The 13,438-nt window shown below is 65.8% G+C and carries 6 protein-coding genes; 3 read left to right on the plus strand and 3 right to left on the minus strand.

Annotated features, from left to right (window positions below; genetic code table 11):
- Positions 1-126: 126 nt before the first annotated feature.
- Positions 127-1,194, plus strand: coding sequence for an endo-1,4-beta-xylanase (locus AC5V87_RS33680; RefSeq protein WP_495369079.1), 1,068 nt, complete (start codon positions 127-129; stop codon positions 1,192-1,194).
- 12 nt (positions 1,195-1,206) lie between these two features.
- On the opposite strand, the gene AC5V87_RS33685 is transcribed toward AC5V87_RS33680, so the two are convergent.
- From AC5V87_RS33685 to AC5V87_RS33695, 3 genes are all read right to left on the minus strand, one after another.
- A complete protein-coding gene (locus tag AC5V87_RS33685) occupies positions 1,207-2,157 on the minus strand; it encodes a DUF6492 family protein (protein ID WP_495369080.1) in 951 nt (316 codons plus the stop codon).
- A 95-nt stretch (positions 2,158-2,252) separates the two neighbouring features.
- Complete coding sequence (locus AC5V87_RS33690; protein ID WP_495369081.1) at positions 2,253-3,047, minus strand: protein-L-isoaspartate O-methyltransferase family protein; 795 nt, start codon at positions 3,045-3,047, stop codon at positions 2,253-2,255.
- Positions 3,044-6,514 (minus strand): ATP-binding protein, encoded by a 3,471-nt coding sequence (locus tag AC5V87_RS33695; protein ID WP_495369082.1) that lies wholly within the window; start codon positions 6,512-6,514, stop codon positions 3,044-3,046. The genes AC5V87_RS33690 and AC5V87_RS33695 overlap by 4 nt, the downstream gene beginning before the upstream one ends.
- 136 nt (positions 6,515-6,650) lie before the next feature.
- Here AC5V87_RS33695 and AC5V87_RS33700 point away from each other — a divergent pair, with 136 nt between their 5' ends.
- Both AC5V87_RS33700 and AC5V87_RS33705 read left to right on the plus strand, forming a co-directional pair.
- Entirely contained in the window at positions 6,651-13,094 is a 6,444-nt protein-coding gene (locus AC5V87_RS33700; RefSeq protein WP_495369083.1) for an amino acid adenylation domain-containing protein, read from the plus strand.
- 142 nt (positions 13,095-13,236) lie between these two features.
- The gene (locus AC5V87_RS33705; RefSeq protein WP_495369084.1) at positions 13,237-13,407 is read left to right on the plus strand and encodes a hypothetical protein; all 171 of its coding nucleotides are present in this window, start codon (positions 13,237-13,239) and stop codon (positions 13,405-13,407) included.
- Positions 13,408-13,438: the final 31 nt, after the last annotated feature.

Genomic DNA, 13,438 nt, shown 5'->3' on the forward strand with positions numbered 1-13,438 from the left:
GCCGACCGTGAGGCGAAAGCCCTGATCCAGACCGGAACAGCGCCACAAGGTTAACCCAACAACGGAAAACCCCGACGTTGCAAGGCGTCGCTTGGTACTATGGCGCGTTGGTTCCGAAGGACTGCTGTGACCAGGCTCAACAGACGCGAATTTCTCTTCGGCAGCGCCGTGACGCTCGCGGCCGGCGCATCGGTGTCGGCCGCTCCCGCGTCGAAATTTGCCCAGCGCCGGCCCGGCTATGGCGCAGCCGCGACGCTGTGGGATCTGCAAGCCGATCCGCGGCTCGGCGACGCCATCAGCACCTATTGCACGCAGGTCGTGCCGGTGCTCGAGCTGAAATGGCCGATGCTGCGGCCGGATGCGCATACATTCGCGTTCGAACGCGCCGACGCCATCTATGAATTCGCCCAGAAGAACGATCTGACCATGCGCGGTCACGCGCTCGCCTGGTATCACGACATTCCGGACTGGACCAAGCAGATCAAGGACGCCAAAGCGGTCGAGCGGGCCTATGTCGATCACATCGGCACCGTGGTCTCCTATTACAAGGACAAGCTGACCTCGTGGGACGTCGTCAACGAGCCGATCCCGGACAATCCGCGCAGTGCGAAGGATCGGCGCGACACGTTCTGGACGCAACATCTCGGCGAGCGCTGGATTCCGCTGGCCTTCCGCACGGCGGCGGCGGCCGATCCATTCGTCAAGCTCGCGATCAACGAATATGACATCGAATCGGCGAAGGACTCGTTCATCGCGAAGCGCGCTGCGTACCGCAACCTGATCATGGACCTGCTCGACCAGGGCGTTCCGCTGCATGCGGTGGGCCTGCAATCACATCTGCATGCCGAGCTCGATATCGATACGCATGGCCTCGCCGAGTTCGTCACCGAGCTGCGCTCGTGGGGGCTCGAGGTATACGTCACCGAACTCGACGTCGACGATCAGAAGCTGGCGGGCAGTCCGGCGGAGCGCGATGCCATCGTCGCCAAGCGTGTCGACGATCTCCTGACGGCGATCTCGACCAGCGGCCCGGTGCGCTCGATCCTGACCTGGGGCATCTGCGACCGTTACAGCTGGATCAACGGCACCTTCGCGCGCAAGGACAAGCAGCCGAACCGTCCCTTGCCGCTCGATGGCGAGTTCAAGCCAAAACCGTTCATGGACGTGATCAGCAAGTTCACGAAGGACGTTTGAGAACGGCGGCGCTTAGCGGGTCTTCGGCACTTCGAATTCCGCCGCATCGCTGATGTGATCCGGCGACAGACTCGGGCCGCGGCGATCGCGCGAGCTGAAGCGGAACACGTCGCGGATGTCGTCGATCGAGGTAGACGAATAGGACTGGATGCAGAGCGCGACCTGCTCCGGTGAAGCGGCCCGCATCATCGCCTCGATCGCCTCGCGGTCGAGGCGGGTGTCATCCCAATGCGAGACGGCGATGCCGTCCTCGGTGACGCGATGCGCCGCCAGATGTTCCGGCGAATTCGCGACGAAGTTTCCGTAGAGCAGGTATTCGGAGAACTTCTTCTTCCGGCACAACGCCAGCGTCCAGCTGAGGCCCGTCGCCGATTTGATGGCCGCGGTCATCGCCCGCGCGCTGTCCTTGTCCCAGACCAGTGCGTTGCCGACATAGTCGTCCGCGGGGAAGGACCGGTCCTTGATGCCGAGGAGCTGGTCGACGGTGCGCAGCCACAGCACGTGCAAGGGATGGTCGGCGTCGATCCCCTTGCGCGTGACGAAGAGCGGCGCCTTCTCACCGCCGGCATATTGGCCGACGTCGAATTCGCGAAAGAACAGATTGTCCGAGTCGAGGATGCAAACGCGCTGCTCGGGCGCGTTGAGGACGCCGGCGATCTTCAGGATCTGCTGGATGTGCCAACCGTGCACGGGCGACGACAGCAGCGACAACCAGACCCGACGGCTGCTGACGAACTGAAGCGCCGGCGGCAGGGCGAACAGCCATTTCGGCAAATAGCGCGAGGCCGGAACGATGACGCGCTTGTCGGACGCGAACCGTTCGAACAGCGGCACGTCCTCATCGTTAACAAGGACATAATGCCGCGTGTATCCCGTCAGCCAGGTGTCGATGCTCTCGCTGAGCAGCGAAAAGCGTTCGATATCCTTGGCATAGCTGGCAGTCAGCAGTGCAACGGAATGCATGAAGCGCGCCCGAATGACCATCAAGCCGCAGTCATACAAGTGGTGCGCGACATTGGAAACTTGGATTCGCAATCAAGGTAAAATGAAACGAATCGTTAGCCATCCGATGGCAGCCCCTGCTCTATCCGCCGAAAGCGCAGCGGCTGCAGGGCGGAGGCGCGCTGCCACCAGTCCGCGACGCGGTCGTCGAGCGCGGTCACGCCGCGGCCCTGGCCGGGAAAGATCCGGATCTGCTGCACCGCCTCGGCTTCGAAGCCTTTGACCTTGCGCGTGATCTTGATCGCGGCGCCTTCGCGGTCCCGCTGGGTCAACGGCACCAACAGGCGGCCGCGCGGGCGGAGCGCCTGGAGCCAGAGCGGATGCGGGTGCGAGAAGCCGGCATGGATGATGATCACGTCGGCGCGTTCGCGGATCTCCTCACATCCATCGCCATGAAACACGATGACGTTGCGATAGGGGCGAAGATAGTGCGCAGCGCGGAATGCCAGACGCTCATCGCAATCGACCGCCATCACGCGCCCTTTCGGGCCGACCATCTTCGACAGTATTGCCGAGTAATAGCCGAGCCCGCAGCCGATCTGCACGACGCGGTCCTTCTCCTTGATGTCGAGCACGTCGATGAAATGCGCCCACAGGCTCGGCAGACCCACATCCAGCTTGCGGCGCGCGTCGATCGCGACCAGCACGTTGTCATAGAGATGAACTGGATCGGCATCGGGCGTCAGCCGGTAGCTGCGTGCCGCCTCACTCTTGACGCGCCAGCGCCCCCTGGGCAGAAAATCCTCGCGCGGGACGGCCGCCAGCGCTGCGAGCAGCCGCGGCGAGGAAATCCGCTCGCGCTTCGCAATCATCGCGACGTAACGCGCACGCGCGGCGGCAAGATCGCTCATCGCACCGGATCAGCCGGTTCGCGCACGGACAGGTTCGCGCCGAGCTCGTTGACCAGTTGCATCGCCTGCTTCACGTCGGGCGTATAAAAGCCCTCGCTGAACTTGGCCACGATCGGCACCAGCAGGAGGCTTGCGTGCTCGCGCTTGCCCGCCTCGTGCGACAGGCGCGCGAGGCTGACGGCGGTACGGAGCTCCCACGACAGCGCGCCCTGCTTACGCGCGGTCTCCAGCGACAGCGCGAACAGATCCTCGGCCTCCTGGACCGAAGCCGGATCGCGGTCCAGCAGCGTGATCTCGCCTTGCAGGCGGTAGACCTCGGCGAGGTAGGAATGATCGCCGGTCCTCCGCGCGGTCGCGAGCGCGCCGTCGAGCGCGCGCAAGGCGGCTTCGCGCATGCCGACCTTCGCATAGGCTTCCGCCAGCAAGCAGCGGAACCAGCAGCCGGCGAGCCAGGAATCCATCGCCTCGTACTCGTCGAGGCCGAAGCGCATCTGGCTGATGCCTTCGTCGGCCTCGCCGAGCTGCGCCAGCGCCCAGCCGCGCAGGATCGCGGCCTGCTGCTTCCAGTGCAGGAAATTGTGCTCGGTGGCGATGATCATGGCACGGTTGGCATAGTCGCGCGTGCCCTCGATATCGCGCAGATGCTGGCAGAGATAGGCGCCGAACACGAGCGCGAAGGCGAGCGAGAACGGATGCCGGATCTTCTCCGCATGCAGGATCGCCTGCTCGCTGTGCTGGCGCGCCGCGTCGGGCCGGCCGAGAAACCACAGGAGATAACCGAGATAGGACAGCGAGACGACGCCGGGATCGGTGCCGTGCCGCTCCATCAGATCGGAGTGCAGGTCGGGGCTGTAGAGGTTGATGCAGCGGTGCAGATGATGCTGGGACGCGGCGAAGCGGCCGCGATAGAGCATCGTCATCGCGATCGAGCGGTGCGCCTCGATCAGGTAGCCGGTCTGCTGCGCCGAATGGGCCCGCTCGTTGAGCCGCTCGCGCTTGGCGAACTTCAACAGCTCGACGCTGAGATCGTGCGCGCGGGTCAGGTCAGCGCGGATGAAATGGCACACCCAGAGGCCGCGCGTGGCAGCAAAAGCCTTCTCCTCGTCGTCGAGCTGCTGGCCGAGCTCGAGCGCGCGGGTGTAGTTCTCCTCGACCTCCTGCACCGCATAGCCCTTGGCCGCGATCAGCGCGTTGCCGAGCGCAATACGCAGCTCAAGCTCCATCTCGTCGGCGCCCTGCATGCGCGCATTGGCCTGCACGACGCTGAGGCCGCGCCTGAGATGGCCGATCGCCTCCAGATTGCCTCCGCTCTTGGCCGCCTGCTTGCCGGCCTTGAGCCAGAAGCTGGCAGCGCCCTCGCTCTGGCCGGATTCGGTCAGGTGATGGGCGAGCAGCTCCGGCTCGCGCTCGGTCTTCTCCGGATACATCTCCGCGAGCACCTGCGCGATGCGGGAATGCAGCTTGCGCCGCTCGCTGTGCAAAAGGCTTGCATGCGCGGCGTTCTGGATCATCACATGCTTGAAGGAGTAGAGCGCATCGGGCGGATGGCCGCGGCGCATGATCAGCCCTGCTTCTTCCAGGTGATCGAGCGCGGCCTCGATCTCATCGGCCGGCGTGTTGGCGACCGCGTGCAGCGTCTCGTAGGAGAATTCGCGGCCGATGGTGGCACCGATCTGCGCGATCCGCTTGAACGGCCCCATCCGGTCCAGCCGCGCCATCAGCGAATCGGTCAGCGTTGCCGGGATCGCGAGCTGACGCCACGGGCCAGACAGCACGTAGCGGCCGTGCCGTTCGGTGAGCAGGTTGGATTCAAGGACGGTCTTGGTCAGCTCCTCCAGGAATAACGGCACACCGTCGGTCTTGACGATGATCTCCTCGACGACCTCCTTGGGAAGCTCCCTGCCGGCGACGCGCTCGACCAGCGTCGTGCGGAGCTGCCGGCTCAGACGATTCAGCACCAGGGTGGTGATGTGCGAATGCGCGTTCCAGCTCGGCTGGAATTCGGATCGCGCGGTGATGATGACCAGGATCGGCCGGTTCTGCACCCGGTCGACCAGGAGGTCGATCACCTCGCGGGAGGTCGGATCGATCCAGTGCAGATCCTCGAACGCGATCACCAGCGGCATCTCGCGCGCAAGGCCGAGGAAGTGATTGACGAGCGCGGCGACGGTCGCATCCTTCTGCTGCTGCGGCGACAGGTCGAGCGGGGGGTAGCGATCGCCGGTCGGAATCGACAGCAGCGCGGCGAACAGCGGCGTGACCTGCTCGATGTCGCCATGCGCGGCAGCGATCGCGGTCTCCAGGTTCGCCAGCGACAGCGCGGAGGCATCCTCGCGGTCGAGGCCAAGCGAGAATTTGAGCTGCTCGGCGAACGGATAGAACGCCGTCGAGGTGTAATAGGGCGAACACTGAAACGAAACCTGGCCGTGGCGGTCGCCCGAGATCCGCTCGAAGATCTCCTGGATGATGCGCGACTTGCCGATGCCGGGCTCGCCGAACTTGACCACGACCTGGCCGTCGCCGTCCTTGGCCTGCTGCCAGCGGCCCATCAAGAGGGCGATCTCCTCCTCGCGGTTGACGAGCGGTGTCAGCCGCCCGCCCATGGCGGCGGCGAAGCGGGTCTCCACCCGCGTGGCGCGCACCACGTGCCAGGCCTGCGCCTTCTCCGAGATGCCCTTCAGGGCATGGACGCCGAGATTGCGGTAGTCGAACTTTCCCTTCAGTAGCGACTGGGTCGAGGAGGAAATCACGACGCCATTGGGCGGCGCCAGCGCCTGCAGGCGTGCGGCGAGATTGACGGTCTCTCCGACCGCGGAGTCGCGCTCTTCGGTGCCTTGTCCAACGAGGTCCCCGACCACCACGAGCCCGGTCGCGATGCCGATGCGAACGGCGGGGGAGTGGCTAAGCGCCACGCGCGGCTCGATCGCGCGCGCGGTCGAGAGCACGCGCACGATCTCGAGCCCGGCACGCACCGCGCGCTCGGCGTCGTCCTCATGCGCGGTCGGATAACCGAAATAGACCAGAATGCCGTCGCCGACGAAGCGGGCGGCGAAACCTTCGTAGTGCTTGACCACGCGAACGCAGGTCTCGCGAAAACTCGCGATCATGTCGCGCACGTCTTCCGGATCGAACTGCACCGAGAGCGAGGTGGAATCCACCATGTCGCAGAACATGGTGGTGAGCTGACGCCGTTCGGCGCCGACCTCCGTCCGGGTTTGCGGGCGCGCCGCCGGCGCCGGCGTCTCCGCGGTTTCCGCCTTGAACAGCGCGGCCATCGCCCGTTGGAGCCGCTTGCGATCGCCAAGCGGCAAGCCGAGCTCGACCAGATCGGATTCGGTCAGGTCCGCGATGACATCGAGATCGAGGCGGTGCTGCGCGAAGAGATCGCTGTAGTGGCCGAGGCCGATGGACTCGAGCCAGCGCTTCAGCCCGCTTTCCGCCCCGATGTCCGGCTCGTTCTCCAGCATGGTGATTTCTGCCCGACCCTCACTCCGTCGAAGGGCTTTGGGTCCCTCAACCACAGATTTTGGGGCCCGAACCTCACCTCAGACTGGACGCATTCCCGAAGTCTTGGGAAGAATAGCCCAATCAGATCAAAAGGGAATGGCGTTGTCCGATATTGCATCCGGAGCGGGAGAGGGATCGGACGGCGAAAGCGCCGAAACCGGCACCTTTGCCCATATCGGCGGTCTTCTCGAGCATTATGCACGGAAGACGCCGTCGGCACCGGCCCTCCTCGCCCCTGGCCGGCCAGCCCTCACCTATGGCGGGCTGGACGAGCTGATCCGGCATCTGGTCCGCACGCTGCGCGGGTCCGGCATCGGTCCTGCCGACCGCATAGCCGTTGCATTGCCGCGCGGCGCCGATAGCGCGCTGGCGTTGATCGCGGTCGCATCAAGCTGCGCCTGCGTTCCCGTCAACCCCGACCTGACCGCGGACGAGCTGCAACGCTATTTCAGCGAACTCGAGCTGACCGCGCTCGTCACCCGGGCCGACATGAACTCACCGAGTCGTGAGGTCGCCAAGGCGCTCGATATCGCGGTGATCGATTTCGTGCCGGGACCGAAAGACGATCTCGGCGGCTGCGCATTCATCGGTCCGACGATTGCTCCAGCGAGCAGCAGCGGCGCTTCGCGCGCCGACGATGATGCGTTCATCCTGCTGACGTCGGGCACGGCGGCGCGACCGAAAATGGTGCCGCTGACGCAGCGCAATGTGTGCCTCTCCGCCCACAATGCCGGCCGCGTGCTGTCGCTCGCGCCGAACGACCGCCTGCTCAACGTGCTGCCGCTGTTTCACGCCCATGGCCTGATCTCCGGCCTGCTGACGGCGCTCGCCGCAGGCTCCAGCGTGATCTGCACCGATGGCTTCGACGCTGCATCCTTCTTCGGCTGGATGCGGGAGCTGCAACCGACCTGGTACACGGCTGTGCCGACCATCCATCGCGCGCTGCTGACGGCGGCGGAAGCCGACCCGGACCGCGCCCGCTCGTCGTCGCTGCGCGTGATCCGTTCGGCCTCCGCCTCGCTCGCGCCTGCGATCCTGAACGGATTGGAGACGACGTTCGGCGTTCCCGTGCTCGAGACCTACGGCATGACCGAAGCGGCCTCGCAGATCGCGGCCAATCCCTTCGAGCTGCGCAAGGTCGGATCTGTAGGGCGTGCCGCAGGTCCCGAGATCGCGATCATGGACGAGACCGGCCGGCTGCTCGCGAGCGGCGAGCGCGGCGAGATCATGCTGCGCGGCCCCAATATGAGCCGCGGCTATTATAATGACGAGGTGGCGACGCGGGCCGCGTTCCGCGACGGCTGGTTCAGGACCGGCGATCTCGGCTATCTCGATGCCGACGGCTACCTCTTCATCGTCGGCCGCATCAAGGATGTCATCAATCGCGGCGGCCAGAAGATTTCGCCGCTCGAGGTGGAAGAGATCCTCTTGAGCCATCCCGCGGTGCTGGAGGCGGGCGTGTTCGCCGTTCCGCATCCAAAGCTCGGCGAGAACGTCGCCGCCGTCGTGGTGTTGCGGCCGAATTCCGCGGCGACCTCGGACCAGCTGCGCCAGTTCGCGCGGAAGCGTCTCGCCGCCTACAAGGTGCCGAGCCTGATCCGCCCCGTGGCGGCGCTGCCGAAAGGCGCCAGCGGCAAGGTCAAGCGCAATGCGCTCGCCGAGCTGATCGCAAGGACTGAGGACGCCGACGAAGAGCAACTGCCGCGCAATACGTTGGAGACCCAGCTCGCCACGATCTGGGCCAGCCTGCTGGAGCTGCCGCGAGTCGGCATCGATCAGGACGTCTTCGCGCTCGGCGCGGATTCGCTCGCGGTGACGCAGATGCGCTCGCGCCTGCGCGAACGCTTTGGCGTCGACTTCTCGTTCGAGGACATCTTCGATTGCGCCACGGTTACTGCGCTTGCGAGGCGGATCGAGACCGCCGTAAACCATCGTGAAGCCACGCTGCCCGCCTGGCGCCAGGCCAGAGGAACCGACGCGCCGCTGTCGTTCCAGCAGCAGCGAATGTACGTGCTTTCCCGGCTCGATCCGACCCGGTACAATTATAATGTCGTCGAAGTCGCGCTGCTGAAAGGGCAGGTCGATGTCGCCGCGCTTTCTGCGAGCCTCACCGCGATCTGCGCGCGCCACGAGGCGCTGCGCTCGGTCGTCGTGGAACAGCAGGGCGAACCGGCGCAGCGCGTGCTGCGATCGCCGCCGCGGTTCGATCGGATCAAGCTCAAGCCTTGCCCTGCCGGCAAGCAGCCCGCGGTCGTCAGGCGCGAGGCGCTCAAGCTCGCGCAATATCCATTTGATCTCTCGCGCGAGCCGCCACTGAAGGTCACACTGCTCTCGTTCGACAGATCCAGCCACGCGCTGGTGGTCAACGTCCATCACCTCGTCACCGACGGCTGGTCGCAGCGGCTGTTCTGGGAGGAGCTTGCCGCGCATTACGCTGCCGCGCGCAAGACGAGCGTGGCGGCGCTCCCCTCGCCGGCCTTCCAGTATCGCGACTTTGCGCTGTGGCAGCAGAGCTGGGCGCGGACGCCGGCGGCAAAAGAGCAGCTCGGTTACTGGAAGACCCAGCTCGACGGCGTCACCACGCTGCCGCTGCGGACCGACCGGCCGAGGCCGGAGGTCTGGAGCGGTCACGGCGCCCGCCATTATTTCGAGTTCTCCAAGACGCTGTCGGGCGATATCCGTGCGCTGAGCCAGGACCAGGGCGTCACGCCGTTCATGACGCTGCTCGCGACGTTCCAGTGCTTGCTGTTCCGCCACACCGGACATGAGGACGTCGCGACCGGGTCGCTGATCGCCAACCGTAACCAGATCGAGAGCGAGCGGCTGATCGGGCTGTTCGCCAACACGCTGATCCTGCGCAACGATTTCGGCGGCGATCCGAGCTTTGGCGAAATGCTGCGGCGAGTGCGGCAGGTCACGCTCGATGCCTACCGCAACCAGGACCTCCCGATCGAGGAGGTGCTGCGCGCACTGCAGGTGGCGCGAAGGACGGATGGCAATCCGCTGTTCCGGATCATGTTCATCCTCCAGAACGCCTCGATCGAGGCGGCGCGTTTCCCTGGCCTCTCGATGCGGCGGATCGAGATCGACCCGAACGTGGCGCGCTTCGACATCACGCTCGAATTGGTCGAGGCCGACGGCCGCTTCACCGGATTCTTCGAATACGCCACCGATCTGTTCGACGCCGAGACGATCGAGGACATGGTCAGGCAATTCAAGACCCTGCTCAAGGCCGCCATCGCCAATCCGGAGCAGCAGATCTCGCGCCTGCCGCTACTGACCGAGGCGGAACGCCGGCAGTTGCTGTTGCAAGGCCGCGGAGTCCAAATCAATTTTGGCAAGCGCGGCAATCTCGGCGAACGCTTCGATGCCCAGGCGAAAAAGACACCGTACGCGATCGCCGTGTCCGACGGTCGAACGTCCCTGACCTATCGCGAGCTGGCGCGCCGCAGCGCGGCGGTGGCGGGCTGGCTGGCGCGTGAAGGTGTCGGTGCCGAGAGCGTGGTTGCCCTGCTTGCGGAGCGCGGGCCCGGGCTGCTCGCCGCAATGATCGGCGTGCAACGTGCCGGCGCGGCTTTCCTGAACCTCGATCCCGAGCAGCCGCCGACGCGGCTCGCGACCATTTTGGGATCGAGCTGCGCCCGGGTGCTGCTGGCCGGCCGCGCGCAGTCGCCCATGGTCGAGGCGCTGCTCGAACCGCTGGTCGCGCGCATCCATGTGGCCGAGCTCGAAGACGCGATCGCGCCGGGCGCGACCAGGCCGGCCCGCGCCGCGCGGCGCGACGCCGCGAGCCTTGCCTATCTCATCTACACGTCCGGCTCCTCCGGCGCGCCGAAGGGCGTCACGATCGAGCAGCGCGGACTGTCCAATCATCTCGTCTCGCTCATCTCCGAGCTCGGCCTCACGGCCAGGGACGTGATCGCCCAGACCGCCCCACAGAGCTTCGTCATCTCGGTCTGGCAGTTCCTCGCCGGCCCGATGGTCGGCGGGCGCGTTCACATCTGCGCCGACGAGGTCGTGAAAGACCCGATCCGGCTCGCACAGGAGATCGCGCGCGAAGGCATCACGGTGCTGGAGGTCGTGCCGTCGCTGCTCCGCGTGATCCTCGATCGCATGGACGAGGCGCAGATCCGGCGCGCCTTCGCAAGGCTGCGGCTGCTGATCTCGACCGGCGAGCCGCTGCCGGTCGATCTCTGCCGCGCCTGGTTCGCCCGCTGCCCGAAAGTGCCGCTGATCAACGCCTATGGCGCGTCGGAATGCTCTGACGACGTCTCGCTGCATCGCCTGACCAAGGCGCCGGCGACAGCGACAGGCAACGTCCCGGTCGGCGCGCCGCTGCCGAACACCCAGCTCTACGTGCTCGATGCAAACCTCCAGCCGCAGCCGGTCGGGGTGGTCGGCGAGCTCTGCATCGGCGGCGCCGGCGTCGGCCGCTTCTATGTCAACGATCCCGCGCAGAGCCGGCAGCGCTTCCTGCCCGATCCATTTGCGCGCAAGGCCGGCAGCCGTCTCTACCGGACCGGCGACCTTGCCCGCCGCCGCAGTGACGGCACGATCGAATGCCTCGGCCGCGCCGACCATCAGGTCAAGGTCCGTGGCTACCGTATCGAGCTCAAGGAGATCGAGACCGCGCTGGCCGAGCATCCGGCGGTGCGCACCGGCATCGTCGAGCCGCGTCGCGAGGCGAGCGGCGAGGTCAGGCTGATCGCCCATATCGTCGCAAAACCGGGCAGCCGGAGCAGCGCCAGCGAGCTGCGTGAATTCCTGAAGACCCGGCTGCCGAGCCACGCCATTCCGTCGGCGTTCCTGTTCCTGGAGCAGGTGCCGCTCAACGCCCATGGCAAGATCGACCGGTCTGCGCTGCTCGCGCCGGCGCAGGTGGAGGCGTCCGGGCCGGATGCGGCCGTGCCGGCGCGGCGCTTCACCGAAAAGGTGCTCTCCGACATCTGGATCGACCTGCTCAAGGTCGAGAGCATCGGCGTCACCGACAATTTCTTCGATCTCGGCGGCCATTCGCTGCTGGCGGGCCAGGCGATGGCGCGCGTCGCCCGCGCGCTCGGCGTGTCGCTGCCAATCAAGACCATCTTCGAGGCACCGACGATCGAGCAGCTTGCCCGGCGGGTCGATGAGGCCGTGGCGGCAAAGCCGCGCAAGCTTGCCGCAACGGCGCCGCTTCTGACCGAGCGCGGACCTCCGACACTTTCGATCGCGCAGGACCAGATGCTGCGGATCGAGCAGAACCTGCCGGGACTGCCGCTGTTCAACCTGCCCTTTGCCTTCCATCTTCACGGCCCGCTCGATCCGGCCGCCCTGGCACAGGCGATCGATGATGTCGCAGCCCGGCACGAATCGCTGCGGACCGCGTTCGGCTGGAACGGCGAGGAGCCAACCACCCGCATCTTTCCGCCCGGAAAACTCCGCCGGGTGCTGACCGTCGAGACCATCGGCGACGGTCATCCCCACAACAACAAGCGCCGCAAGGCCCTGGAGCTCAGGAAGATCGGCCTCCTGATCGAACAGGAGACCTACACCCCGATCGACACCGCGCAGGCGCCGCTGCTGCGAGCCCGGTTGTTGCGGCTCCACGCGAACGATCACGTGCTGCTGCTGACGCTGCATCACGCCATCGTCGACGGCTGGTCGATCGGCGTGCTGTTCGAGGAGTTGTCGAGCCGCTATGCAGCGCTGGCCGGATATCCGTCGGTGCCGCTGCCGAAACCACCACCGGCCTTCGCGGACGTCGCACGCTGGCAGCGCTGGTGGTGCGGCACAGACGCCGCCCGCCGCCAGGCCGCCGACTGGACCGCGAGTCTGCGCGGCGCGGCGCCGCTCTTCGACGGCGAATCAAGCCCGGGTCCATCCACCGGCCATCATCCGGTCAGTCTCGAGCCCGACCTGATCGCACGGCTCACGGCCTTTGCCAGTCAGCACAATGCCACGCTGTTCATGTGCCTCCTCACCGGCCTGAAGGCCCTGCTGCTGGCGTGGACCGGCCGTAGCGACATCGCGGTCGCCACCGCGATGGCCAACCGTGCCCAGTCGCACACCGACCGAATCGTCGGCCCGTTCGAGAATACGGTGATCGTTCGCACGAGACTCTCGCCGGAGCTGTCGTTCGTGGAAGCCCTGGCCCGGGTGCGCCAGAGCGTGCTCGACGCGCATGCGCGGCAGGAACTGCCGTTCAATATCGTCGCCGACCATCTGGAGCAGGCGGGGATCGATCCGGCCGCCCTGCTCCAGGTCTATTTCACGCTGCAAAATCCGTTGCGGCAGCCGCTCGACCTGCCTGATCTCACGACAGCGTCGATCGGCAACATTGCACGCGAAGGCCAGCCTGTGCTGCCGATCGACCAGACCTGGCTCTCGCTGATGCTCAAGGAGCGTCCGACCGGAATCACGGGGTCATGCAATTACAAAAGCGAATTGCTCGACGGCGGTTTGGTCAGCGAGTGGATGGAAGATCTCGTCGCGCTGCTGGTGGCCGGAAGCGCCCAACCCAACGCACCGCTCGGCCGACTGCTCGCGCGCAGGGCGGCATGACCGGCTATACAGCACGGGCGAATACGGGTTCACTCGCCAAAGCTGTGAATGAGCAAGTTGCATCTTGATTATTTGACGCCACCGCGCAAGATTATTCCCGTGTTTTGATTTGGACGATCATTTTTAACCGGGGGAGTGTGTTATGGGTTTCATCAAATTTACCAAGGGCACCTCGTTGAGCGACAAGGATCGCAAGGCCCTGCAAAAGCTACTGAGCGACGAGAAGAAGAAGCTCCAGGCCGCGCTGAAGGACGTCGACGTCAGCCTTTCGATGCTGAGCGGCGCGAAGAAGTCCAAGAAGAAGAAGAGGTAAGACTCGCCGGCCGGGACGCCGCACGAATCTT

Source organism: Bradyrhizobium sp. SOJA106, assembly GCF_059448745.1.

Coding starts and splice junctions, on each gene's coding strand:
- AC5V87_RS33685 (WP_495369080.1), bottom strand. CDS start 2,157: ATGCATTCCGTTGCACTGCTGACTGCCAGCTATGCCAAGGATATCGAA.
- AC5V87_RS33690 (WP_495369081.1), bottom strand. CDS start 3,047: ATGAGCGATCTTGCCGCCGCGCGTGCGCGTTACGTCGCGATGATTGCG.
- AC5V87_RS33695 (WP_495369082.1), bottom strand. CDS start 6,514: ATGCTGGAGAACGAGCCGGACATCGGGGCGGAAAGCGGGCTGAAGCGC.
- AC5V87_RS33700 (WP_495369083.1), top strand. CDS start 6,651: ATGGCGTTGTCCGATATTGCATCCGGAGCGGGAGAGGGATCGGACGGC.
- AC5V87_RS33705 (WP_495369084.1), top strand. CDS start 13,237: ATGGGTTTCATCAAATTTACCAAGGGCACCTCGTTGAGCGACAAGGAT.